Consider the following 23,759-nt stretch of genomic DNA (forward strand, 5'->3'; position numbering starts at 1 on the left):
GCGGGCCGACGCTTTCGGCGGGCGGAGGTCGGCGGACGCCGGTCGGCGGGCCGACGCTTTCGGCGGGCGGAGGCAGCGGGCGCAGGTCGGCGGGCCCAGGCCCGGAGGCGGCTCTCGGCGGGCGGAAAGGCGGTGGGTGGGCGATGATCCGTGCATGAGCGCACCCCAGCAAGGGCGGATCGTGGCACCGGACGGCGGCTCCGTGCGGGACCTGCTGCGGGTCACCGCGCCGGTGGATCTCGGCGCGATCGACCCGCGGTCCATGCCCGGCCTGCCGGAGGTGGCGGGCCGCAGCGAGCACCGTAAGACCTGGGCGCGGGAGCAGGTGGAGCTGGTCGGCGAGGAGCTGGCCCGGCAGCAGGAGATGCTCTTCGCGATGGCCAAGACCGGGTCGGAGCGGCCGGCGCACCGGGTGCTGCTGGTGCTCCAGGCCATGGACTGCGGCGGCAAGGACGGCACGATCAAGCGGGTGGCCGGCGCGATGAACCCGCTGGGCCTGCACATCCGCTCGTTCGGGCCGCCGACCAGCGAGGAACTGCGACACGACTTCCTCTGGCGGATCCGCCGTGAGCTGCCGCCGCCGGGGTACGTGGGGATGTTCAACCGTTCGCACTACGAGGACGTGTTGATCGCCCGGGTCGGCTCCCTGGTGCCGGAGACGACCTGGCGAGTCCGCTATGACGAGATCAACTCGTTCGAGCGGGAGCTGACCGAGGACGGCGTCACCCTGATCAAGGTGATGCTGCACATCTCGTACGCCGAGCAGGGCGAGCGCCTGCTGGACCGGCTCACCGACCCGCGCAAGCACTGGAAGTACAACCCCTCGGACATCGACTCGCGCGGGCACTGGGACGACTACCAGGCCGCGTACGCCGAGGCCCTGAGCCGGTGCGGCACGGAGGCCGCGCCCTGGTTCGTGGTGCCGGCGGACCGCAAGTGGTACCGGGACTGGGCGGTGGCCCACCTGCTGCGTGAGACGTTCGACACGCTCGATCTGGGGTATCCGGCTGCCGATTTCGACGTGGCGCGGGAGCGGAAGCGCCTGCTGGCTGGGGGCGTGGGTGCGGGTGGGGCAGCCGAGATGAACAGCAGGTGAACGAGCGGTGAATGGTGCTTGGCCAGGGGTGGGCCGGCGAATTCCCCGTTCAGCCGTTTCCTAGCATTCACCGAGCGGGCGCTCTCGGGCGCCGCCACCCTTCCACCGACGCGACGAGGTCTGTGCTGTGAAGTTTTCCTTCCGCCCCACCGAGGGCGCCTTCTACGAGCTCTTCACCAGGGCCGCGCAGAACCTGGTCCGGGGCACCGCGCTGCTCAACGAGCTGGCCCTGCCCGGCGTGGACGTGCAGTCCGTCAGCGAGCGGCTGACCGAGGTCGAGCACGACAGCGACCAGATCACCCACGACCTGTACAAGAAGATCAACTCGACCTTCATCACCCCGTTCGACCGGGAGGACATCTACCGGCTCGGCTCGCTGCTGGACGACGTGATGGACCACCTGGAAGCGGTCGGCGACCTGCTGTACCTCTACGGGCTGACCGAGCTTCCGGCGCTTCCCCGCGAGCTGCACGAGATGGTCAACGTGCTCGACCAGCAGGCCAAGCTGACCGCCGACGCGATGCCCCGGCTCAAGTCGATGAAGGATCTTGAGGACTACTGGATCGAGTGCAACCGGCTGGAGAACGAGGGCGACCGGATCAACCGGCAGTTGCTCGTCCGGCTCTTCTCCGGTGAGTACGACGCGTTGACGGTGCTGAAGATGAAGGAGGTCGCCGACGAGTTGGAGGCCGCCTGCGACGCCTTCGAGCACGTGGCCAACACCGTCGAGACCATCGCCGTCAAGGAGTCCTGAGCCGGTGTCCCCTGAACTCATCGCCGTGCTGGCGGTGATCGCGGTGGCCTTGGCGTTCGACTACACCAACGGCTTCCACGACGCCGCCAACGCGATCGCCACAAGCGTCTCCACCCGGGCGCTGACACCCCGGATCGCCCTCGGGCTCGCCGCGGTCGGCAACTTCGTCGGCGCCCACTTCGGCGCGGGCGTGGCCAAGACCGTCGGCGACGGTCTGGTCACCCTCCCGACCGGGGTGAACAGCCTCGGGGTGGTCTTCGCCGGGGTGCTCGGGGCCATCGCCTGGAACCTGATCACCTGGTACTTCGGTCTGCCCTCGTCGTCCTCGCACGCGCTCTTCGGCGGCCTGGTCGGCGCGACCCTGCTCTCCACCGGCGGCATCGTGCAGTGGGGCAACATCGGCGAGAAGGTGCTGCTGCCGATGGTGCTGTCGCCGATCGTCGGCCTCACCCTCGGTTACCTGCTGATGTTGGCCATCCTGTGGCTGTTCCGGAAGGGGCAGCCGGGCAAGCTCAACCGGGGCTTCCGCTGGGCGCAGACCGCCTCGGCCGCCGCCATGTCGGTCGGCCACGGCATGCAGGACGCCGCCAAGACCATGGGCATCGTGGTGCTGGCGCTCTACACAGGTGGTTTCCAGGAGAGCAAGACGCACATCCCGGGGTGGGTGTTCTGGACCTCGGCGACGATGCTGGCCCTCGGCACGTACGCCGGCGGTTGGCGGATCATCCGGACCCTCGGTCGGAAGATCATTGACCTGGGGCCGCCGGAGGGCTTCGCCGCCGAGACCGTCGCCAGCGCGGTGCTCTACTTCAACGCCCTGGTGCTGAAGGCGCCGATCTCCACCACCCACACCATCACCTCGGCGATCATGGGTGTGGGCGCGACCAAGCGACTCTCCGCGGTTCGCTGGAACGTGGCCGGCAACATCGTGCTCGCCTGGATCATCACGTTCCCGGCCGCCGCGCTGATCGCGTGCGTCACGTACCTGCTGGTCCGGCCGCTCTTCGGCTGAGTTTCTGGAAGGGCCCCCGGTCACGGTCTCGCCGTGGTCGGGGGCCCTTCCCCTGTTCAGACGTACCGCACGCCGATCTGCTCGCGGACCGTGTCCAGCAGGGCCATCACCTCGAGGGTCGTGGCGTGCGGCACCACCGGGCTCTCGGTCAGGCCGGCGGCCAGGCAGCGCTGCACCTCGATCGCCTCGTACTGGTAGCCGTTGCCGGCCCCGTCGGCGACGATCGTCTCCGGCTCCGCGCCGGCCCGGTGCACTGTCACCGAACCCGGCCGGAAGAACGGCTCCGGCAGGTCGATCCGGCCGGTGGTGCCCGTTATCGAGGCGGTCTGCCCGCTCAACCCGACCATGCCGCAGCTCAGCGTCGCCAGCGCGCCGCTGTCGTAGCCGAACAGCATGCCGGTGTTCTCGTCCGTCCCCTCCGGGCCGAGCTGCGCCCAGGACCGGACGTGCTGCGGCACCCCGAGCAGCAGGTGGGCCAGACTGATCGAATAGATCCCCAGGTCGAGCAGGGCACCCCCGCCCAGCGCCGCGTTGCGCATCCGATGCTCCGGCGGGAACGGCCCGGCCACCCCGAAGTCGGCCCGGACCCCGGTCACCGTGCCGATCGCCCCGTCCGCGATCAGCTCGACCACCCGCAGGATCATCGGATTCAGCCGCATCCACATGGCCTCCATCAGGAAGACCCCGGCGGCGCGGGCAGTCTCCACCAACTCGGTGCTGGTGGCCAGGTCGAGGGTGAACGGCTTCTCCAACAGCACCGCCCGCCCGGCGGTGAGGCAGGTCATCGCCGCCTCGTAGTGCGCGGAGTGCGGGGTCGCCACGTAGATCGCGTCCACCTCCGGGTCGGCGGCCAACTCCACCCAGGAGCCGTAGGCCCGCTTCGCGCCGTACGTGTCGGCGAAGCGCCGCGCGCTCTCCGCGGCGCGGGAACCGACCGCGACCAACTCGGCGTCCGGCACCAGCCGGAGGTCTTCGGCGAAACGGCTGGCGATGTGGCCGGTGGCCAGGATGCCCCAACGAGTCATGCCGGAACGCTAGCCGAGCCAGGTGAACCGCCCGCTGCTGCCCGCCGTGCTTTGCGCGGCTCGCGTGTTGCGCGGCTCGCGTGTTGCCTGGCCCTGTTTCCTGCCCCGACGCCACCCGACCGAGTCGACCGCTTCGTGGCTTGGCGCGCGGCCGGCGAGCGCGCCGCCGGGAACTAGGCTCGCGGCATGACGATCGACAGTGACGGCTTCGCCGCCCCGGCCGCCCTGGTCGAGCACGCCCGCCGGTTCCAGGCCGAGGGTGGCACCCCGGCGACGCCGCGGGTCGCGGCCACCGTGTTGCTGCTGCGTCCGACCGACACCGACTTCGAGGTGTACGTCATCCGCAGGGTCGCCGCGATGACCTTCGGCGGAATGTACGCCTTTCCCGGAGGCGGGGTGGACCGCTCCGACTCGGAGGCGCACCTGGACTGGGCCGGCCCGACACCGGGCGAGTGGGCGGACCGGCTCGGGGTGGCCCCGGAGGCCGCGCAGGCGGTGGTCTGCGCCGCCGCGCGGGAGGTCTTCGAGGAGGCCGGCGTACTGCTCGCCGGCCCGAACCGGGAGACCGTGGTGGGCGACGTCAGCGGCGACGACTGGGAGGCGGCCCGGCAGGACCTGGAGGGGCGCCGGTTGGGCTTCGCGGCGCTGCTCGCCGACCGTCAGCTCACCCTGCGGTCGGACCTGCTGCTGCCCTGGAGCCGGTGGATCACTCCCGAGTTCGAGCCGCGCCGCTTCGACACGTACTTCTTCATCGCCCTGTTGCCGGCGGGCCAGCGGACCCGCGACGTCTCCGGCGAGGCCGACCACACCCTGTGGATCCGGCCGGCGGACGCCCTGGCCCGCGCGCGAGCCGGCGAGCTGACCATGCTGCCACCGACCATCGTCACGCTGGCCGAGGTGGCGGCAGCCGGCGACCTGGCCGGCGTGGCGCGCGCGGCGGCAGAGCGGGACGCCGCCACCCCGATCACCCCGCGCCTGGACCTGCCCTCGGACGGCGAACCCCGTTTCGTCCTGGGCTGACGCCCCACCCACCCGCCAACGCCCGCCCGCCGAGATCGCGCCGCCACTGGCCGCCCTCGCTGCAAGATCGTGCTCGATCCAGGAAGTAGTGGTGTGGTCGCGCGGAGGAGGCCACTGCTTCCAGGTTCCAGCGCGATCTTGGGGATGGGGCGGGCCGCGAACCGCTCCGGGTACGCAGAAGGGGCGCCGGTCAGGTCGACCGACGCCCCTCGCGGACCGGGAGCCAGCGGCTCAGCCGAAGCGGCCGGTGATGTAGTCCTCGGTCTTCTTCACGCTCGGGTTGCTGAAGATCTTCTGGGTGTTGTCGTACTCGATCAGCCGGCCCGGGTCGCCGGTCTTCTCGATCGAGAAGAAGGCGGTCCGGTCCGACACCCGCGCGGCCTGCTGCATGTTGTGCGTCACGATGATGATCGTGAACTTGTCCTTGAGCTGGAACATCAGGTCCTCGATCGCCAGCGTGGAGATCGGGTCCAGGGCGGAGCACGGCTCGTCCATGAGGACGACCTGCGGCTCGACCGCGATGGTCCGGGCGATGCAGAGCCGCTGCTGCTGACCGCCGGAGAGGCCCGCGCCGGGCTTGCCCAGCCGGTCCTTGACCTCGCCCCACAGGTTCGCGGCGCGCAGGGCCTTCTCGGCCGCGTCCTCCAGGATCGACTTCTTGCGGACCCCGTTGAGCTTCAGCCCGGCCACCACGTTCTCGAAGATGCTCATGGTGGGGAACGGGTTCGGTCGCTGGAAGACCATGCCGATGGTGCGCCGGACCGCGGTGACGTCCACGTCCCGGTCGTAGATGTCCTGGTCGTCGATGGTCAGACTGCCCTCGACCCGGGCACCCGGCAGCACCTCGTGCATTCGGTTGATCGACCGCAGGAACGTCGACTTGCCGCAGCCGGAGGGCCCGATGAGGGCGGTGACCGTCTTCGGCTCGACCGTCAGGTTGATGTTCTCGATTGCCTTGAAGCCGCCGTAGTACGCGGTGACGTTCGAGGCGGAGACGCGCTTGGCCATGGTGGTACCTCCGGGGTTCATCGGCTGAGCCTGTTGCGACGGGCCAGCAGCTTCGCCGCGATCGTCAGGATGAGCACGAGGGCGACCAGGGTGAGTGCCGCGGTCCACGCCCGTGCCGGTGCGTACTTCGACGCGTCACCGGCCTGCTGGTAGACGAAGAGGGACAGCGACGACTGGTTGTTCTCGAACGGGTTGGTGTTGATCGCGGCGCCACCGCCGGCGACCAGCAGCACCGGCGCGGTCTCGCCGGCCGCGCGGGCGATGGCGAGCATGACGCCGGTGACGATGCCGGGCAGCGCCGTCGGCAGCACCACCCGCAGGATGGTCTTCCACTTGGGTACGCCGAGCGCGTACGCGCCCTCGCGCAGTGGCGCCGGTACGAGGCGGAGCATCTCCTCGGTGGACCGGACGATGGTGGGCAGCATGAGCACGCTCAGCGCGAGCGCGGCGGCGAAGCCGGAGAAGCTGGGCCGACCGTCGTTGAACCACGGCGACACGATCAGCACCCAGAACGCCAGCACGAAGAGGCCGGAGACGATCGACGGGATGCCGGTCATCACGTCCACGAAGAACCGGATCGCGAAGGCGAACTTGCCCCGCCCGTACTCGACGATGTAGATCGCGCAGAGGACGCCGAGCGGGACGGTGATCAGGGTGGCGATGCCGACCTGCTCCAGCGTGCCGACGATCGCGTGGTACGCGCCGCCGTTGGCGTCCCGGGCCCCGATGTTGTTCATCGAGGTCTGGAAGAAGTTGACGTCCAGCCGGTCGGTGCCCTTGCTGACAAGCGTCCAGACCACCGACACGAGCGGCAGCACCGCCAGCACGAAGGCGGAGTGGATCAGTGCGCTCCAGGTGCGGTTGCGGGCCGATCGGCGCCCCTCGACCGCGTTGGCCGCGGCGAAGAGCCCGACCAGGTAGAGGATCGCGCCGAGGACGACCACGAGGACCGGGCCGCCGATGCCGGTGCCGTAGACGACCACGGCGGAGAGCGCCAGGGCTGCCACGGCGATGGCCGGGGCGGCGTACCAGGGCAGCCGCTTGGCCCGCAGTGAGTCGGGCTGGGCCGGCGGCCGGGTGCGGTGGGAGGTGACGGTTGTGGTCATGCGGCCGACTCCGTGAACTCCCGGCGGCGGTAGATGATCGCCCGCGCCGTGATGTTGACGATCAGCGTGATGGTGAACAGCACCAGACCGGAGGCGATGAGCGCGCCCCGGCCGGTCTCGTTCGCCTCGCCGAACGCGTTGGCGATGTTGGCGGCGATGGTGTTGCCGCCGTTCTGGATCAGGTTGAACGAGATGCCGAAGGTGATGCCGAGGGTCAGCGCCAGGGCGATGGTCTCGCCGAGTGCCCGGCCGAGGCCGAGCATCATCGCGGCGATGATGCCGGGACGGCCGTAGGGGAGTACCGCGGTGCGGAGCATCTCCCAGCGGGTGGCGCCCAGGGCGAGGGCTGCCTCCTCGTTCGCGGTGGGAGTCTGGAGGAAGACCTCGCGGGAGAGCGAGGTGATGATCGGCAGCACCATGATCGCGAGCACCAGGGCACCCAGCATGACGGACGCCCCGAAGGGACCGTCGCCACCGAACAGCGGGATCCAGCCGAAGTGCTGGTTGAGCCACACGGAGAAGTCCCGGACCGGGCTGCTGAAGACGTCCCGCCCCCAGAGGCCGAAGACCACGCTCGGTACGGCGGCCAGCAGGTCGACCAGGAAGCCGAGCGCGGTGCCCAGCCGGCGCGGCGCGTAGTGCGACAGGTAGAGCGCGATGCCGAGCGCCACCGGCACCGCGATGAGCAGCGCGAGCGCCGAGCTGAGCACGGTGCCGAAGGCGAGCGCGCCGATGCCGAACTTCGGCTGGGTGTCGTTGGGGGACCAGCCCTCGTAGGACCAGAAGTTCTCGGTGTTGGCGCATAGGGCCGGCACCGCCTTGGCGACCAGGAAGATCGCGATGGCGGCGATGATGACCAGAACGGCGGTGCCGGCGGCCAGTGTGAGACCGCGGAAGGCCCGCTCGGCGCCGAACCTACGGCTGCGCGGCAGCGCGCCGCCGCCGCCCAGCCCGGTGCCGCCCGGGGAACGGGTGCTGACTGGTGCCTCGGCCACACGCGCCGAGGCACCGGCGGGCCACTCGTGACTCTGGGTCACGCGCGTCCCGCCGGTGCCGGCGTCGGCCGAGCGGTGAGGGGTTTCACCCATCTGCTCGCTCGATTCGGTTGCGGAGGTGTGGAATCGGGTCAGGAGAGGTTCTTGACCGCGGTCTCGACCTTGGTGCGGACCGTCTCCGGCAGCGGGGCGTAGCCCAGCTCGGTGAGAGAGGCCTGGCCCTCGGCGCTGGCGGCGTGGCCCAGCAGGCCCTTGACCAGCTTCAGCTTGTCGGCGGCGAGGCCCTTGCTGCAGACGATTTCGTACGTCGCCAGGACGATCGGGTAGGCCCCGGCCTCCTTGGTGTTGTAGTCGATCTTCAGCTTGAGGTCGTCGCCCTGACCCTCGACGGCAGCACCGGCGATGGTCTTGCCGGCCGCCTCGGCGGTCAGCGCGGCGAACTCGCCGTTACCGTTGCCGATCTTCGACATCTTCAGACCGGCGTTCTCGGCGAACGACCACTCCATGTAGCCGATGGAGCCGTCCGCGCCCTTGACCCGGCTGGCCACGCCGTCCGAGCCCTTGGCGCCGGTGCCGCCCGGGGCCTTCCAGGCCTTGGCGTTGCCCAGGGTCCAGTCGGTCTCGGCGGTCTTCGAGAGGTACTTGGTGAAGTTGTCGGTGGTGCCCGACTCGTCCGAACGGTGGACGGTCTGGATCGTGGTCGCCGGGAGCTTGGCGTCCGGGTTGTCGGCCTTGATCGTGGCGTCGTCCCACTTGGTGACCTTGCCGGCGAAGATCTTCGCCAGGGTGGCCGGCTTGAGCTGGAGGTTGTCCACGCCGCTGACGTTGTAGGCGACGGCCACCGGGCCGATCACCATCGGCAGGTGGATGGCCTTGCCACCGACGCACTTGGCGTCCGCCTGCGGCTGCTCCTCCGGCTTGAGCGCGGAGTCGGAACCGGCGAAGTCGGCGGTCCCGGCGATGAACGCCTGGATGCCGGCGCCCGAGCCGGAAGCCTCGTAGTTGATCGTGGTGCCCTGGCACTTCTGCTGGTACGCCTTGATCCACTCGGCCATGGCGTTCTTCTGTGCCGACGAGCCCTGGGCGTTCAGCGTGCCGGTAGCGCAGTCGACCGCGGCGGCCGAGCCCGAAGCACTCGCGCCGGAGGCGGGCTCGTTGTTGTCCGAGCCGCATGCACTGAGGCCGAGCGTCGCGGCAAGAGCGAGGCAGGCAATAGTGCCGTACCGCTGGAGCTTCACCTGAGGGGTTTCCCTTCGCGTCTGACTTGGCGCCCCGATCCCGGGGCCCGAGGACCGGCACTGACCGGCTGACACGAAAGTTAGAAGTGCCAGGTAGCCGGTTCGCCGGTCGCAAGTGAACGCAAGGTGAACACGTACGGCCCCCGAGGTGACCGCTTGCTGAGGGTGAGTTGTCCGTTAAGTGAACCCGGGTACACCTGTCGGAAGTATGCGTATATTTCCGGTTCGGCGTTATCCCGCCGATGCCCTGCCGTTACCCACCGGTGACCCGGTCGAGGCGACGGCCGAGGGTCAGCCGAGGTGGTAGTTGATGTGCGCGGACCAGCGGGCGAAGCCCAACCGCTCGTAGAGCGCGACGGCCCCGGTGTTCGAGTCGTCCACGTAGAGCATCACCCGGTCCAGGCCGCGCTTGTCTCGCAGGTGGGCCAGCCCGGCGGTGGTCAGGGCCCGGCCGAGCCCGCCGCCGTGCGCGGTCGGCTCCACCCCCAGGACGTACACCTCGCCGATCCGGGCCGACCCCGGCCGCTCGTGCACCTTTGTCCAGTGGAAACCGAGCAGCCGACCCGTCGCGGTCTCCTCGGCGAGCAGGAAGCCCTCGGGGTCGAACCACGGCTCGGCGAGGCGGACCCGCAGGTCGTCCGACGTCCACCGGCCCTGCTCGGGGTGCTCGGCAAAGGCCCGCGCGTTGAGGGCCAGCCAGGCCGTGTCGTCCGCCCCGGGGCGGAACGCGCGCAGCGCCACCCCGTCGGGCAGGCGGGGCTCACCCAGCGGCGCGGCCAACGGCCGGCGCAACTGCCAGAGCACCCGGGCGCGGGTGAAGCCGAGGTCGACGGCGAGCGCGGCGGCCGACGGGTGGTCGCCGTGCGCCCAGGCCCGCAGCGGCCCGGTGGCCGAGGCGAGTACGCCCCGGGCGAGCGCCCGCCCGGTGCCCCGTCGCCGGTAGGCGGGGTGCACCACCAGTTCGACCCCGATTCCGCCGACCGGGTCCGTGGTGTCCAGGTGCGCGTACCCGGTGAGGGTGCCGTCGTCGGCGCGAGCGATCAGGTGCACGGCGGGGGCCTCGGGGTCGCGCAGCCGAAGCAGGACGTGTTCGTCGAGCGGGTCCGCTCCGTCCGTGTCACCCGAGGTGCTGGCAAGGGCCAGCACCTCGGCGATCTCCGCCGGCGCCAGTCGGTCGCTCCGGGTCACCTGGTCGCTGGTCGGCTCCGCGCTGCTCATTCCGCCACCGTATCCGTTGCGTGTCGTGGCGCCCGGACCGTCGCTGTAAAGCCGAGGCTCACGTCGGTTCGGCGGGGAGTGCCTCCAGCTCGAACCGGGCGGTCAGGTCCGGCAGGATCCGGCGCAGCGCCTCCACCGTGCCCTCTCGGTCCCCACCGGCGTCGTGCAGCAGCACCACCGAGCCCGGTTGGGCCTGGCTCAGCACCGTCGCGGTGATCTTGCTGGCGCCGGGCAGCTCCCAGTCCGACGGATCCACCGACCAGTGCAGCGGGGTCATGCCGAGTTGCCGCGCCACCGACACCACCGGGTACGTCCAGGCCCCGCCGGGCTGTCGGTACCAGACGATCGGGGCGTTCGGCACCGCCGCCCGGATCGCCGCGTTGGTGCGCAGGAGGTCGGCGCGGATGGCGTCGGCCGACCGGGCGCCCAGGCCGACGTCGTGGTGCCAGGAGTGGTTGCACAGGGTGTGCCCGGCGTCCACGATCGACTGGACCAGTTCGGGGTGGTTCTGCGCGTTCTCGCCGACCACGCAGAACGTGGCGCGTACGTCGTATTCGTGCAGGAGGGCGAGGACCTGCGGGGTGTAGCGCGGGTCCGGCCCGTCGTCGAAGGTCAACGCGAGCCGCGGGGTGCCGGTGGTGGAGTGCGCGCCGAACAGGTTGTCGCCGCCGGCGTCCTGTCCGGACCCGTCCTGGCCGGCTTCGGCCGGGCCGGTCTGGGTCGGGCTGGCGCTGGCGCTCGGGGCTCCGCCCGGCTCACCAACGCTGGGTTGGTCGGCGTAGTGCGGCCCGTCGGCGTTCGTGGTGACACCTGTGGAGTGCCGAGGCGTCTGGTCGGGGACGAGGCTGCGGCCCAGCACGTACGCGGAGCCGAGCAGCCCCACCACCACCAGCGTCACGATCCCCGCGGCCCGCGCGGTGGAGCTGCCCCGCGTCACGACTTCCGCCCGGCTCGCCGGTCACGCCGGCCCGTCGCCCCCGTGGTCAGTACGCGCACCGTCGCCCCTTTCTCCGACAAACCCGGCAGTCAGAATAGAACCGCCAAGCTGCGCAAAAAGGGCATATGGGAAATCGGCCGGACCTGGTCCGCAGGTCAGACCGGCAGGGGCGCGTGCTCCGTCTCGGGAAGCGACCGCGACGGCGGGACGACGAACTTGTAGCCGACCTGGCGGACGGTGCCGATCATCGACTCGTACTCCGAGCCGAGCTTGGCGCGCAGTCGCCGGACGTGCACGTCCACGGTGCGGGTGCCGCCGAAGTAGTCGTAGCCCCAGACCTCGCGCAGGAGCTGGTCCCGGGTGAACACCCGGCCCGGGTGTTGGGCCAGGAACTTCAACAGCTCGAACTCCTTGTAGGTGAGGTCGAGCGGACGGCCCTTGAGCTTGGCCGCGTAAGTGTCCGGGTCGATGGTCAGCTCGCCGGCCCGGATCGAGCCACCCGCGCCAGCGGTCGCGTTGCTGAGCCGGCCGACCGCAAGCCGCAGCCGTGCCTCGACCTCGGCGGGGCCGGCCGAGGCGAGGATGACGTCGTCGACGCCCCAGTCGGCGTTGAGCGCGATCAGACCGGCCTCGGTCACCACCGCGACCAGCGGCACGCCGAGCCCGGTGGCGTGCAACATCCGACAGGTCGCCCGGGCCTCGCTCAACTCCGATCGGGCGTCCACCATGACGGCGTCCGGGCTGGGGCCCGCGACCAGGGTGCGAACGTCACGCGGCGCGGTGCGGACCGAGTGCGGCAGCAGGTCGAGTGCCGGCAGCACAGCCGACGGTTCTCCTGCGCGTGCGGTCACCAGCAGCAGGATCTCCACGATCACCTCCGTCCCGGCGGCGCGAGGCCGCACGCGACCAGTCGCACCCATGAAGGAGTGCGCTGAGAAATTGCGTGGTCCCGGCGTCGCTGACGGGCGGGTAACGCGTTGAGCGTAACCGATCGCCTCGGCCGCGCCGTCAGGCCATTTCCCGTTTGTCTATCTTGCCCCTGATCGTGGCACGGATTTTAACGTCGCTGAAACCCGTGACCACCGCGTCGGCCGGTCGGTCTGGCACGATCGGGTCGTGTTTCCCTCCACCTCGCCCGAGGCCGGCCGCGAATCGTGGCCCGCTGGGCCCCAACCGGGCCCGGCCGCCGCACCGACGCGCGGCCAGCCGCCCGCGCCGCGTACCGGTCCGGCCACCACCGATGGCGATCACCGCGAACGGGGTGGGCCGCGCCGTGCCCGCCGTGCCGGCGAGCCGGCCCGCCGATCCGAGGACGAGATCGACGAGCCGGAAGAGGAGGTCATACCCCCGGTCGAGGTGCACCGCCAGCTGGCGCTGACCATCGCCGGCTTCGCCGCGCTGCTCGGTGTCGGCCTGGTGCTCGGCGCGCAGACGTCGGGCCCCGGTCACCGGCTGCCGTTCGCCTTCATCATCTTCGGCGTCCAACTGCTGTTCGTGCTCGCCTGGACGATGGCCATGCGCCCGCCCGCGCTGCTGGTGGTAGCCGGGATCAGCGCCGCGGTCGCGGCGCTCGCCGACATCGCCGCGGTGCAGACCGACGTTGCCGGCCTGGCGCCGCTGGGCTACCTGGCCGCTGGCGGTCTCCTCGCCGCGGTGCTCGGCCAGCTGGTGCGGCGGGTCGACCGGGTGCGGGTCACCGACTCCCTCGGGGCCACGCTGCTCATCGTGGTCGGGGTGGTGGCCTTCGCCACCCTGATCGTGCTCAGCCGGATCCCGGCCGGCACGCAGGCGATCACCGTCTGCCTGACCGCGAGCGGTGTCGCGCTCACCGTCGCCCGGCTCACCGACGCCGTGCTGCCCTGGCCCCGGCTCGCCCCGCAGGTGCCCCGGGGTGCCGCTGGCGTGGTGGCCGGCGCGATGGTCGGCACGTTGACCAGCGCCCTCCTCGGCAGCTATCTGGTGGCTCCCTTCACGCCGACCCGGGCCGCCGTGATCGGTCTGGTCGCGGCGGTCACCGCCGTCCTCTCCGACCTCGCCGTGGGGTACGCGGAGGCGGGCCGGCTGATGGCCGGTGAACCGCCCACGATGTGGGTGGCCCGGCACATGCAGGGTCCGCTCGGCGGCTTCGCCCTGGCGGCGCCAGCCGCGTACGCCATGTGCATGCTCTTCCTCTGAGTCACGGTTGAGCGCGGAGCCGGTCGGGTACCTACGGGTGCGCCGCCCTGCGGCGTCAGTACGAGCGACCCGTCGCGGCGCGACGGGCGGAGACAGGAGGCGGCGTGGCGCAGGACTATCCGGTGGACGAGGCGCGACCCCGACGGCGTGGCCGCAAGGTGCTCATCGGGCTCTTCGTTCTGCTCCTGCTGCTGGCGGGGTTGCTGGTGGTCGCCGACCGGGTGGCGGTCGGGGTCGCCGAGCGGATGATCGCCGACCGCGTGCGTCAGGAGATCACCAAGCAGGGCGCGCAGTCCGCCGCCCCTGAGGTGGAGGTGGGCGGAACTCCGTTCCTCACCCAGGTGCTGGACGGCCGTTACCAGCGCATCACCATCAACCTGCGGGACGTACAGGCCTCGGTCGAGGGCGACGCCGTCCGGCTGCCGGTGCTCGATGTGACCGCGCGCAACGTGCGGGCCTCGCTGGACACCCTGCGCACCGGCCAGGGTGACGTCGTGGCGGACACCGTCAACGGCGCCGGCACGATCAGCTACGAGAGTCTGGCCGCGCTGCTGAACCGCCCGGGCCTCACCCTCGGCGAGCAGAACGGCAAGCTCACCGTCAAGGCTCCGGCCGACATCCTCGGTCAGAAGCTCACCATCAGCGGCACCGCCGACGTCACCGTCGCCGACAACGGCGCGGTCGCCCTGCGCTTCAACGACCTGGACGCCGCGGGTCTGCCGAACCTGCCGCTGGCCCGTGCCTTCCTGAGCAACTACGCCAAGAGCATCTCCATCGACGTTCCCCTCCCGGACCTGCCGTTCCAGCTGGCGGTCCGAGAGGTCCGTCCACTGCCGGAAGGGCTGGCGGTCACCGCCGACGCCAAGAACGTGCCGATCAACTCCGCTGGCTGACGCCGGAGGCGCGGTGGGACGCCGAAATCCTCGGCGGCCCCGGCGATTCCCGGATGGTGGTCGGCTGAGTGGCAGCACGGTCACTGGCTGGTATGGTTCCTGGCCATGGGGACCCACCTCACCAAACGGCGCGCGGTCGACCTGTGCCGCGTGGCCACCTGCCTGTGTCGCCCCGTCATCTGACGGCGGGGCTGTCTCCGGCCGCCTGACGGCGGCCACCGGCACGGGGTTCTCGCACCCTCCGGTTATCCCACCGAACGCCCGGCAGCGGCGCCGTCGCACGAACCCGTGATCCCGTCCTTCCGCTGGGTCCCGCGCGTGGTGCGACTGATACAACCATCGATTCGCGCGCGTTGGCTCACCATCCATCCTCACCAGGGAGTGATTCGATGAGTCGCGACACCGCACTCGTTTCGGCCGAGTGGGCCGAGAAGAACCTCGACGCCCCGGGCGTCGTCTTCGTCGAGGTCGACGAGGACACCTCGGCCTACGACACCGGCCACATCGCCGGCGCCATCAAGATTGACTGGAAGACCGACCTGCAGGACCAGGTCCGCCGGGACTTCGTCAACAAGACGCAGTTCGAGGCGCTGCTCTCCGAGCGGGGCATCAGCAACGACGACACCGTCATCCTGTACGGCGGCAACAACAACTGGTTCGCCGCCTACGCCTACTGGTACTTCAAGCTCTACGGGCACCGTGACGTGAAGCTGCTCGACGGCGGCCGCAAGAAGTGGGAGCTGGACGCCCGCCCGCTCGTCACCGACGCGGTGTCCCGCCCGGCGACCCAGTACGTCGCGCAGGAGCCGGACACCTCCATCCGGGCCTTCCGCGACGAGGTCGTCGCCGCGATCGGCACGAAGAACCTGGTCGACGTGCGCAGCCCCGACGAGTTCGCCGGTCGCCTGCTCGCCCCCGCCCACCTGCCGCAGGAGCAGGCACAGCGGGCCGGGCACATCCCCACCGCGATCAGCGTGCCGTGGTCCAAGGCGGCCAACGAGGACGGCACCTTCCGGTCCGACGACGAGCTGCGCAAGATCTACGGTGACGCGGGGCTCGACGACGGCAAGGAGACCATCGCGTACTGCCGGATCGGTGAGCGCTCGTCGCACACCTGGTTCGTGCTCCAGGAGCTGCTGGGTCACCGCAACGTCAAGAACTACGACGGTTCCTGGACCGAGTACGGCTCGCTGGTCGGTGTGCCGGTCGCACTCGGCGACGAACCCGGGGAGGCCTGATCATGACTCTCCCCACCGCCGCGGGTTGCGCCGCACCGGACCAGGCCGCGCCGCTGCCGGCCAGCCTGGACCTGGAAAAGGAAACCGTCATCACCGGCATCGTCCGTTCCTCCGAGGCCGAGCCGGTGCCGGGCGCGTACGTCCGGCTGCTCGACTCGACAGGTGAGTTCACCGCCGAGGTGGTCACCTCGGCCGCCGGGCAGTTCCGGTTCTTCGCCGCGCCGGGTTCCTGGACACTGCGGGCGTTGTCCCGGCACGGCAACGGCGACACCGCGGTCACCGCCGGCCGGGGTGTCAACGAGGTTGCCGTCACCGTCGCCTGACCCACTGCTCTGATCGACAGGGGCCGGTCACCCTCCCGGGGTGGCTGGCCCCGGTCGTTGCCACGCAGCCGCACGCCGGGGCGGGTGCCGAAATCCATCGGCATACGTCACTATCTACGGGTGGAATTCAGGGATGAAGGTGGCGGGTCCGACGAAGCGGTTCCCATCGTCCTCTGTGTGGGCACCGACATGTCGATGCGGGAGCGGGTGCTGGGCCAACTCGGCGGGCTCGCCCCGGTGCTCACCTGCGCCGACCTGACCGAGCTGCGTGAGCTGCTGTCGTCGCCGACGGCCCCGGCGTCGGTCAATCCCACAGCCCTTCCGCCCACCGAGGCGCAGGGCCTGGTGGAGTGGGGTGAGCTGGCGGTCGACCGGGTCCGCCACCGGATCACCTGGCGCGGCGACCCGCTCCCGCTGACCCCCACCGAACGGGAACTGCTCACCCTGCTCATGGGCCCGCCGCTGGTGGTGTGGAGCTACGAACAGCTCTGCGCCTCCGCGCTGGGTGGCGCGGACATCGCCGCTCTGCAGTCCACGATCAAACGGCTGCGCCGCAGGTTGCGGGGGCTGCCGGGCGGGCCGCAGCTGCACACCGTGCGAGGGGTCGGCTACCGACTCGACCCGCCGGCCCGGCTGAACGACCACTGACCCGCCGTCGTCCCGTCCCGCCGACCGCCTCCGCCGCCGGACCGGCGGCGGGCGCGTGACACCATGGCCGGGTGAGCGGTGCTGTGCAGACGGGTTGGGCCTCCTCGGCCGGACCCGCCGCGCCGGCACCGGCCCGGCCGCGGCGACGTTGGCTGCTGGCCGTGAGCGTGGCATGGGCCGTGTTGCTGGCCGGGCTCACCTGGATGTCGGTGCGGGACGACCCGCCGACCGTGCGCGAACAGCGTTCCCTCGATCAGGCCGGCCCGGTGGTCGACCGGGCGGTCGGCGAGTTGGCCCACGCGGCCGGTGTGGCCGGTCTGCTGGAGCTGGGTCCGGCGCGGATCGCGTCCGGCTGCCGGGTCACCCCGTTCGAGGACGGGGCGAGGCTGCGACGCGAGGTCGGGGTGCTCGCGGCCACCGGAGACGAGCAGGCCGTGCTGGCCGGCATCGCCGAGCGGCTGCCGGCGACCTGGCGGGCCGGGGTCGGGCCCGGGTTGGACGGCCCCGAGCTGCGCGCCGACGCCGGAGAGTTCGTGGCCGTCGAGGGGCGGCCGACCGTCGACGGCCGGGTGCGACTGGTCGTCGACACCGGTTGCCGGCCGGTCGGCGCCGGCTACACGCCGGCTCCGGCCACCGCTGCCGGCCCGGAGACCGCCGCGCTGAGCGCCGCGCTCGGGGCGCTCGATCGGCCGGCTGACGCCGCGCCGGAGCTGGTCACCGCGCCCTGCCCGGGCGGCGGGCTCGCCCGCACCGCCTGGTCCGCGAACGGTCCCGGCCCGGCGGCCTCGCCGGCCGCACTCGCCCCGCTGGCCGGCAACGCCCCACTGCTGGACCAACCCCCGGTGTACGCGTACCGCAGCGGTGCGGTCACCGTGCTGGCCGAGATCAGCCCGGACGCCACCCGACTGGCCGCCACCGTCGGCTGCCCGGGCTGAGCCGGGCCACCCGCTCGGGTCAGCCGTCGCCCGGCTCATCGTCCGGGCCACGGCTGCGGCCCAACGCGTCGACCATGCCCCACCGGCCGGGGATGTCCAGCAGCTCGACGCGGCCCATCCCCGGTGGCACGGCCGGGTCGATGATCAGGTGCTCGCCCTGCGGCTCCAACCCGAGCATCACCCGCAGCAGCAGCAGTGGGGTGCCGGTCGACCAGGCCTGCGGGCTGCACGCGGTCGGGTACTCCACCGGGTAGTCGGTGAGGTCTCGGGCGTAGCCGGCGAACGCCTCCGGCAGCCGCCCCTCGAAGTACCGGGACGCCGCCAGCATCGTGTCGCAGAGCAACCCGGCCTCCTTCCGGAAGCCGTACCGCCACAACCCCCAGGCGATGATCGAGTTGTCGAACGGCCAGACCGTGCCCACGTGGTAGCCGATCGGGTTGTACCGTCCCTCGTCCACGGCGAGCGTCCGTACCCCCCAGCCGGAGAACAGGCGTGGACCGAGCAGGTGCTCGACCACCTTGCCGGCGCGTGACTCGTCCACGATGCCGCTCCACAGCAGGTGCCCGATGTTCGAGGTCAGCGCGTCCACCTGCCGGCCGTCGGCGTCCAGCGCGAGCGCGTAGTACTCGCGGTCGGGGATCCAGAAGTCGCGGTCGAACCGCCGTTTGAGGTCGGCGGCCTGCCGCTCCAGCTCGTCGGCGAAATCCGGGTCGTTCCAGAACGTCCGGGCCATTCGGGCGGCTCGGAGCTTCGCGTCGTACGCGTAGCCCTGCAACTCGCAGGTGGCCCGGGGGAAGCCGGGCAGTTTGCCGTCGGCGTACGAGATGGCGTCCCAGGAGTCCTTCCAACACTGGTTCTGCAGACCGGTCTCCGGATTGCGGGTCTGGTACCAGAGGTAACCGGTGCCGAGCAGGTCACCGTAGGTGTCGATCCACTCCAGCGCCGCGCGGACCTGTGGCTCCAGCCGGCGGACGAGTGCGGTGTCACCGGTCCACCGTTCGTACTCGTCGATCAGGATGATGAACAGGGGCGTCGAGTCGGCCGACCCGTAGTACGGCGAGTGCGGCTGCTCCTCGAAGCCGGCGGTCTCGCCGTACCGCAGCTCGTGCAGGATCTTGCCGGGTTCCTCGTCCCGGAAGTCGTCGACCCGCTGCCCCTGTAGTCCGGCCAGCATCAGGATCGTCGGCGGGACCAGCTCCGGCAGGAACGGCAACACCTGCAACGAGGTGATGATGCTGTCCCGGCCGAACAGGGTCATGAACCAGGGAAGCCCCGCGGCGATCAGCCGCACGCCCAGGGCGATCGACTCGTAGCGCAGTGCGGCCAGGTCGTTGAGGCTGCGCCGGTACGCCCCGGCCAGCGGCTCGCAGTCGCAGCCGAGCTTCGGCGCCCGGTCGATCAGCTCCTGCTGCTCGGCGCGGATGGCGTCCGCGCTGCGGCTGCCGCCGTACGGCAGGGTGGCTCTGATGTCCTCGCCACGGGCTCCGTAGACGACGCTGGACACGTGCAGCCGGGTAGCCCACCAGCCGTTGCTGGCTATCCGGACCTGGAAGGTCATCCCGGTGTCGTCGACCTGCGCCGGCGCGGTGGTGCTGACCACCATCTCCCGGTGGAACGCCTCCCGCCGGTAGGTCAGCCGCAGCTCGTTCTCGGCGACCGTGACGGTGGTCCGGCCCCGCTTCTGCCGAGAATTCTTGATCTCGAACAGATCGGCGAAGTCGGCCCCGATCTCGATCCGAACGGTGCACTCGACCTCCGCGCCGAGGTGGTTCAGCACGGTCAGCTCCTCCTCGAAGCTGCCCACGATCGCCCGGCTGCGGATCACCGACGCCTTGGCGTCCAGGTAGTGCGTGGGTTCGCCGGGGGCGAGGAAGAACTTGGTGCGGTACGACTCGGCGTCGTCGACGGAGAGGGCGTGCAGCCGTTTCCCGTCCAGGGTGAGCACCCAGGTGGACAGGAAGCGGGTGTCGAAGGAGAACAGCCCGGTGGGGAAGTCGTAGGACGGTTCGATGTCCCCGCGCCGGTCGCTGACCAGGAAGGTGTTGCCGTCCAGAATGCTGACGAGTTCCTTCACCTGAGTCGCCCGGCTGCTCGACGGGCCGTTTCCCGGGGGTCGCGGGTGCCGGGCGGGTTCGGAAAGAACCGGCGGAAGGCCAGGAAGAGCACCACGTTCCCGCTGAACGTGCTCTCGTTGCGCAGCACCGCCGCGACCCCCTGGGCCTCGCCGGTGATCAGTCGGTCGAAGAGGGCGGCGCTGCTGTACCAGATGGCGTCGGCCGGGCCCCGTCCACGACTGACCTCAACGAACCCGGGTCGCATCCGGACCAGCCAGTGTTCGGTCCGGTGGTCGTCACCGAGGTCGATCTGGAGGGTGCCGTCGGCCAGGCCGCCCAGGACGTCGGGGGCGCGCGACGGCAGTGCTTCGAAGAATCTCTCCGCCGCCTCGGTCACATCCGAATCGTAGGCAGCCGTCCGAGATGTCGGGTCGGTATCGGCACTCCGCCCGGATCGACCCACCGCCTCGTGCGGTCAGTAGACGAGTGCCTGCGCGCCCTCGGCCAACGCCTCCTCGACGAAAACCGCGGCACCGGCGATCCGGACCCCGGGGAGTACGTCGTCCGGGCCGATCTCCCGTCGAGCCGCGCACTGCGTGCAGGCGGTCACCCGGCCGCTGGTGAGGATGACGTGCAACAACTCGGCCAGGGGTGCGGAGTGCGGCAGGTCGAACTGCTGGGCGCGACCGGGCAGCGCGAACCAGGTCGACTCACCGGTCAGCCAGAGCGAGACGTCCACCCCGGCCGCGACCGCCGTCGCGGCGACGGTGAATGCCTGCGCGCACCGCTCCGGGGCGTCCGCCCCTGCGGTGACCTTGACGACGAGAGAGCGGGCCATGGGCCCAGCATAGGATGGCCGGGATGGTTACCGAGATCGGGTTTGTCAGCCTGCTGGTCGCTGGCCTGGGCGGGCTCGCCGGTGGCCTGGTCTACCTTGCCGTACGCATTTCGAGAGGACGTTGGTGACGCTGGTGAGCGAGAACCCGCTGCAGCCGCCGTGGCTGAACGCGCCGCCGGTCGAGGAGTACCCGTTCGAGGAGAGTCACGACCTGCGGGTCGGGCCGAAGCTGCACCCCGCGTTGGACGCCCTGCTGCCGTACATCGGTCTGTGGCGTGGTCGGGGCAAGGGCGGCTTCCCCACCATCGAGGATTTCGACTACGCGCAGGAGATCCGGATCAGCCACGACGGCCGACCGTTCCTGCACTACGAGTCGCGTGCCTGGATCCTCGACGAGCAGAGCAAGCCGGTCCGTCCGGCCGGTCGCGAGGTCGGCTGGTGGCGGCCGGTGCTGGTGGATGGGCGGGCGACCGACGAGTTGGAGGCGCTGCTGACCACCCCGACCGGGGTGATGGAGCTGCACCTGGGCAAGCGCACCGGCACGCAGATCGAGTTCGCCACCGACGCGGTGATCCGGACTCCGACCGCCAAGGAGGTCACCGGCGGGCACCGGCTCTTCGGCATCGTCGAGGGTGCGCTGCTCTACGCCCAGGAGATGGCCGCCATGGGGCACGGGCTCAGCCCGCACCTGTCGGCCCGACTCGTCCGGGTCGGCGGCTGACCTCGACCGTCGGCGGCTGCCTAGACGGGGAAACCCAGCAGGGCCTGTAGGGCGGGGGTACGCGGGCAGCGAGCCCGACGTACCCCGTCCAGGGTGTGGACCTCGGCGGCTCCGCGCAGCGACGACGTGAACCACACGCCGTCCGCCGCGTGCAGCTCGGCAGCGGTGATCATCCGCTCGGCGGCGCCCAGGCCCAGTTCGGTCGCGTGGGCGAGCAGCCAGGCCGCTGTGGTGCCGGCGAGGATGCCGGTGGTGGCGGCCGGCACCGTGCAGAGCGTGTCGTCGGTGAGCCACACCACATTGGCTGTGGGGCCCTCCAGCGCGTACCCGTCCGAGGAGATCCAGAGCACGTCGTCCACGCCGGCCCGGCGGGCCCAGCGGCGGGCGGCGCTGTTGACCGCGTACGACGTGGACTTGATGCCGGCCGGCAACCAGCTCAGCCCGTTCCGGGCGGCGGCGGGCAGCCCCAGCGGCAGGGTGGCCACCGTGATTCCGTCCCGTCGGGCGGCACGGGCGGGCGCCGGCACCTCGGCCAGCGTGGCGTAGACCGTGGGCGGGCCGCCAGCCTCCGGGCCCCGGGTGCAGACCAGCCGAAGAGCGCCTTCCACCGGCGCTGGCCAGCCTCTACGCACCTCGTCCAACAGGTCGATCAGTGCGGCGGTGGGGGGCAGGGCCAGCTCGACGGCGGCGGCCGCCGTGGCCAGGCGGTCCAGGTGTTCGTCGCGCAGCCACGGCTGGCCGTCGCGCAGGTGCATGGTCTCGAAGAGGCCGTCACCGTGCAGCACCCCGAGGTCGTCACCGCGGAGCACCGGGGCGCCGGGCAGCACCCGGCCGCGGCCCAGGACGGCGATCCGCGCGGTCGGGTCGGCCGCGACCTTCCCGACGGACGACTCCACCATGACCGTCGAGCGTAGTGGTGATCGATCGCGGTGCGGAGAACAGCCTGGTGGCCGAACTATGATCGGACGGTGTCCGAATCCTCCCTCGCGGAAATGCTGCGGGCCCGTGGGCTGCGGCTGACGCCCCAACGGCAGCTCGTCCTCCAGGCGGTGCTCGATCTGGGCCACGCCACCCCGGAGCAGGTGCACACCGCGGTCCGGGAGGTAGCCGCCGGCGTCAACATCACCACCATCTACCGCACGCTTGAGCTGCTGGAACGGCTCGGCCTGGTCACCCACACGCACCTGTCGCACGGCTCACCGACCTATCACGCCGCCGGTGAACACCAGCACGTCCACCTGGTCTGCCGGGAGTGCGGCGCGATCGACGAGATCGATCCGGAGCTGCTCCGCCCCCTCGCCGACCAGTTGGCCGCGCAGCGCGGGTTCCGGGTGGACATCGGGCACGTGTCACTCTTCGGCGTCTGCGTACGCTGCGAGAACGGGGACGAAAAATGATCGACATCGCAGGTGCGGTGGCCGTCGAGAGCATCGACGAGGCCAGCCGTGACCAGCCCGATCCGGCGCACGTCGCGGCCGGCGTCCGGGGGGTGGCCGCGCACTACGGCGATCCGCTGCGTGAGCAGCGCACCCTCGACACCGAGGTCGGTCTGGTCGACCGGTCGCATCGAGGGGTCATCGCGGTGCCCGGGGAGGAACGGGCCGGCTGGCTGCACACGATCACCTCGCAGCACCTGACCGCGCTCTCCGCGGGCGAGGGCACCGAGTTGCTGGTGCTGTCGCCGCACGGCCACATCGAGCAGCACGCCATGGTCGCCGAGGACGGCGAGACCACCTGGCTGGACACCGACCCCGGTGCAACCCAGGGCCTGTTGACCTACCTGGAGAAGATGCGGTTCTTCAGCAAGGTCGAACCACGCGACGCGACGGCCGAGCGCGCACTGTTGTCGCTGGTCGGGCCGGCGGCCATGGAGGCGCTCGGCACGCTCGGCGTGACCGGGCTCGCCGCGCCGGACGTGGTCGCGGTGCCGGGTCCGAAGTTCCCGCACGGTGCCGTGCCACTCCGGGCGAGCGCGCGGTACGACGTACGACCGCTGCCGATCGGCGGCTGGGCCCGACGTGGTCCGCTCGGGGTGGACCTGCTGGTGCCCCGGTCGGCGATGGACCAGGTGGTGGCCGAGCTGCGCGGTGCCGGCGTGCCGGTCGCGGGCCTGTGGGCGTACGAGGCGATCCGGGTGGCCGCCCGGCAGCCCCGGGTCGGCGTGGACACCGACCACCGGACCATTCCGGCCGAGGTCGACCTGATCGCCCCGGCGGTGCACCTGGACAAGGGCTGCTACCGGGGGCAGGAGACGGTGGCGCGGGTGCACAACATGGGCCGGCCGCCGCGTCGCCTCGTACTGCTGCACCTGGACGGGGTGACCACCGATCAGCCGCCGGTGGCCGGTACGCCCGTGACCCTCGACGGCCGGGCGGTCGGCTTCGTCGGCACCGCCGTGCTGCACCACGAACTGGGCCAGGTCGCTCTCGCGGTGCTGAAGCGGAACGTCCCGGACGACGCCACGTTGCTGATCGGCGAGACCGCGGCGGCGATCGACCCGTCCTGAGCGGGCCGTCTAGGATCGC

The 23,759-nt window shown here is 71.2% G+C and carries 27 protein-coding genes; 15 read left to right on the forward strand and 12 right to left on the reverse strand.

Annotated elements, in window-relative coordinates:
- Positions 1-154: 154 nt before the first annotated feature.
- The 3 genes from ACFYL6_RS23270 (at position 155) to ACFYL6_RS23280 (ending at position 2,862) form a co-directional block, all read left to right on the forward strand.
- Entirely contained in the window at positions 155-1,096 is a 942-nt protein-coding gene (locus ACFYL6_RS23270) for a PPK2 family polyphosphate kinase (RefSeq protein WP_387174155.1), read from the forward strand.
- A 127-nt stretch (positions 1,097-1,223) separates the two neighbouring features.
- Positions 1,224-1,850: a DUF47 domain-containing protein gene (locus ACFYL6_RS23275; protein ID WP_053655020.1), complete on the forward strand. Its 627-nt coding sequence runs from the start codon at positions 1,224-1,226 to the stop codon at positions 1,848-1,850.
- A 4-nt stretch (positions 1,851-1,854) separates the two neighbouring features.
- Positions 1,855-2,862 (forward strand): inorganic phosphate transporter, encoded by a 1,008-nt coding sequence (locus ACFYL6_RS23280; RefSeq protein WP_091402868.1) that lies wholly within the window; start codon positions 1,855-1,857, stop codon positions 2,860-2,862.
- A gap of 56 nt (positions 2,863-2,918) precedes the next feature.
- Here the strand turns inward: ACFYL6_RS23280 and ACFYL6_RS23285 are convergent, their stop codons facing one another.
- Positions 2,919-3,887: a Gfo/Idh/MocA family protein gene (locus ACFYL6_RS23285; protein WP_387174157.1), complete on the reverse strand. Its 969-nt coding sequence runs from the start codon at positions 3,885-3,887 to the stop codon at positions 2,919-2,921.
- A gap of 186 nt (positions 3,888-4,073) precedes the next feature.
- Here ACFYL6_RS23285 and ACFYL6_RS23290 point away from each other — a divergent pair, with 186 nt between their 5' ends.
- Positions 4,074-4,907, forward strand: coding sequence for an NUDIX hydrolase (locus tag ACFYL6_RS23290; protein WP_387174159.1), 834 nt, complete (start codon positions 4,074-4,076; stop codon positions 4,905-4,907).
- Positions 4,908-5,138: 231 nt separating this feature from the next.
- Here ACFYL6_RS23290 and pstB read toward each other — a convergent pair whose 3' ends face one another.
- From pstB to ACFYL6_RS23325, 7 genes are all read right to left on the reverse strand, one after another.
- Positions 5,139-5,915, reverse strand: a complete 777-nt coding sequence (gene pstB, locus ACFYL6_RS23295) for a phosphate ABC transporter ATP-binding protein PstB (RefSeq protein WP_112584183.1) — start codon at positions 5,913-5,915, stop codon at positions 5,139-5,141.
- A gap of 17 nt (positions 5,916-5,932) precedes the next feature.
- A complete protein-coding gene (gene pstA, locus ACFYL6_RS23300) occupies positions 5,933-7,021 on the reverse strand; it encodes a phosphate ABC transporter permease PstA (RefSeq protein WP_387174161.1) in 1,089 nt (362 codons plus the stop codon).
- On the reverse strand, positions 7,018-8,109 hold the full coding sequence (gene pstC, locus ACFYL6_RS23305) for a phosphate ABC transporter permease subunit PstC (protein WP_387174163.1): 1,092 nt from the start codon (positions 8,107-8,109) through the stop codon (positions 7,018-7,020). Before pstC ends, pstA begins: the two co-directional genes overlap by 4 nt.
- Before the next feature lie 38 nt (positions 8,110-8,147).
- The gene (gene pstS / locus ACFYL6_RS23310) at positions 8,148-9,254 is read right to left on the reverse strand and encodes a phosphate ABC transporter substrate-binding protein PstS (protein ID WP_238659677.1); all 1,107 of its coding nucleotides are present in this window, start codon (positions 9,252-9,254) and stop codon (positions 8,148-8,150) included.
- A gap of 291 nt (positions 9,255-9,545) precedes the next feature.
- Positions 9,546-10,472, reverse strand: coding sequence for a mycothiol synthase (gene mshD / locus ACFYL6_RS23315; RefSeq protein ID WP_387174166.1), 927 nt, complete (start codon positions 10,470-10,472; stop codon positions 9,546-9,548).
- 58 nt (positions 10,473-10,530) lie between these two features.
- On the reverse strand, positions 10,531-11,409 hold the full coding sequence (locus ACFYL6_RS23320) for a polysaccharide deacetylase family protein (protein ID WP_387174168.1): 879 nt from the start codon (positions 11,407-11,409) through the stop codon (positions 10,531-10,533).
- A gap of 155 nt (positions 11,410-11,564) precedes the next feature.
- Positions 11,565-12,284, reverse strand: a complete 720-nt coding sequence (locus ACFYL6_RS23325; protein WP_387174435.1) for a winged-helix domain-containing protein — start codon at positions 12,282-12,284, stop codon at positions 11,565-11,567.
- A 241-nt stretch (positions 12,285-12,525) separates the two neighbouring features.
- Between ACFYL6_RS23325 and ACFYL6_RS23330 the strand changes: the two genes are divergently transcribed.
- The 7 genes from ACFYL6_RS23330 to ACFYL6_RS23360 all read left to right on the forward strand — a co-directional run bounded on the left by ACFYL6_RS23330 (position 12,526) and on the right by ACFYL6_RS23360 (position 17,621).
- The gene (locus tag ACFYL6_RS23330; protein WP_387174170.1) at positions 12,526-13,584 is read left to right on the forward strand and encodes a hypothetical protein; all 1,059 of its coding nucleotides are present in this window, start codon (positions 12,526-12,528) and stop codon (positions 13,582-13,584) included.
- Between the two features lie 104 nt (positions 13,585-13,688).
- Positions 13,689-14,477, forward strand: a complete 789-nt coding sequence (locus ACFYL6_RS23335; RefSeq protein WP_387174172.1) for a DUF2993 domain-containing protein — start codon at positions 13,689-13,691, stop codon at positions 14,475-14,477.
- Positions 14,478-14,582: 105 nt separating this feature from the next.
- On the forward strand, positions 14,583-14,660 hold the full coding sequence (locus ACFYL6_RS23340) for an Ms5788A family Cys-rich leader peptide (protein WP_310503780.1): 78 nt from the start codon (positions 14,583-14,585) through the stop codon (positions 14,658-14,660).
- A 206-nt stretch (positions 14,661-14,866) separates the two neighbouring features.
- Positions 14,867-15,715, forward strand: coding sequence for a sulfurtransferase (locus tag ACFYL6_RS23345; RefSeq protein WP_238661998.1), 849 nt, complete (start codon positions 14,867-14,869; stop codon positions 15,713-15,715).
- 2 nt (positions 15,716-15,717) lie between these two features.
- Positions 15,718-16,038, forward strand: coding sequence for a DUF1416 domain-containing protein (locus tag ACFYL6_RS23350; RefSeq protein WP_112674100.1), 321 nt, complete (start codon positions 15,718-15,720; stop codon positions 16,036-16,038).
- A 189-nt stretch (positions 16,039-16,227) separates the two neighbouring features.
- Positions 16,228-16,686, forward strand: a complete 459-nt coding sequence (locus tag ACFYL6_RS23355) for a winged helix-turn-helix domain-containing protein (RefSeq protein ID WP_387174436.1) — start codon at positions 16,228-16,230, stop codon at positions 16,684-16,686.
- Between the two features lie 167 nt (positions 16,687-16,853).
- Positions 16,854-17,621, forward strand: a complete 768-nt coding sequence (locus tag ACFYL6_RS23360; protein ID WP_387174438.1) for a hypothetical protein — start codon at positions 16,854-16,856, stop codon at positions 17,619-17,621.
- Positions 17,622-17,640: 19 nt separating this feature from the next.
- Here the strand turns inward: ACFYL6_RS23360 and ACFYL6_RS23365 are convergent, their stop codons facing one another.
- The 3 genes from ACFYL6_RS23365 to ACFYL6_RS23375 form a co-directional block, all read right to left on the reverse strand.
- Positions 17,641-19,695, reverse strand: coding sequence for a glycogen debranching N-terminal domain-containing protein (locus ACFYL6_RS23365; protein WP_387174175.1), 2,055 nt, complete (start codon positions 19,693-19,695; stop codon positions 17,641-17,643).
- The gene (locus ACFYL6_RS23370) at positions 19,692-20,072 is read right to left on the reverse strand and encodes an SCP2 sterol-binding domain-containing protein (RefSeq protein WP_387174177.1); all 381 of its coding nucleotides are present in this window, start codon (positions 20,070-20,072) and stop codon (positions 19,692-19,694) included. The genes ACFYL6_RS23365 and ACFYL6_RS23370 overlap by 4 nt, the downstream gene beginning before the upstream one ends.
- Before the next feature lie 78 nt (positions 20,073-20,150).
- Positions 20,151-20,513, reverse strand: a complete 363-nt coding sequence (locus ACFYL6_RS23375; protein ID WP_387174179.1) for a DsrE family protein — start codon at positions 20,511-20,513, stop codon at positions 20,151-20,153.
- A gap of 23 nt (positions 20,514-20,536) precedes the next feature.
- Between ACFYL6_RS23375 and mtfM the strand changes: the two genes are divergently transcribed.
- Together mtfM and ACFYL6_RS23385 are read left to right on the forward strand one after the other, a co-directional pair.
- Positions 20,537-20,641 carry a small membrane protein MtfM gene (gene mtfM / locus ACFYL6_RS23380; RefSeq protein WP_030327764.1) on the forward strand — a complete coding sequence of 35 codons (105 nt, stop codon included), beginning with the start codon at positions 20,537-20,539 and terminating at the stop codon, positions 20,639-20,641.
- 2 nt (positions 20,642-20,643) lie between these two features.
- Positions 20,644-21,234 (forward strand): FABP family protein, encoded by a 591-nt coding sequence (locus ACFYL6_RS23385; RefSeq protein WP_387174440.1) that lies wholly within the window; start codon positions 20,644-20,646, stop codon positions 21,232-21,234.
- A gap of 20 nt (positions 21,235-21,254) precedes the next feature.
- On the opposite strand, the gene ACFYL6_RS23390 is transcribed toward ACFYL6_RS23385, so the two are convergent.
- Entirely contained in the window at positions 21,255-22,133 is an 879-nt protein-coding gene (locus ACFYL6_RS23390; protein ID WP_387174181.1) for an aminotransferase class IV, read from the reverse strand.
- Between the two features lie 69 nt (positions 22,134-22,202).
- Between ACFYL6_RS23390 and ACFYL6_RS23395 the strand changes: the two genes are divergently transcribed.
- The gene (locus tag ACFYL6_RS23395; protein ID WP_238660121.1) at positions 22,203-22,631 is read left to right on the forward strand and encodes a Fur family transcriptional regulator; all 429 of its coding nucleotides are present in this window, start codon (positions 22,203-22,205) and stop codon (positions 22,629-22,631) included.
- Positions 22,628-23,740 (forward strand): YgfZ/GcvT domain-containing protein, encoded by a 1,113-nt coding sequence (locus tag ACFYL6_RS23400; protein ID WP_387174184.1) that lies wholly within the window; start codon positions 22,628-22,630, stop codon positions 23,738-23,740. Before ACFYL6_RS23395 ends, ACFYL6_RS23400 begins: the two co-directional genes overlap by 4 nt.
- Positions 23,741-23,759 lie beyond the last annotated feature (19 nt).

Source organism: Micromonospora sp. NPDC007208, from assembly GCF_042869175.1.
Taxonomy (GTDB): Bacteria; Actinomycetota; Actinomycetes; order Mycobacteriales; family Micromonosporaceae; genus Micromonospora; species Micromonospora foliorum.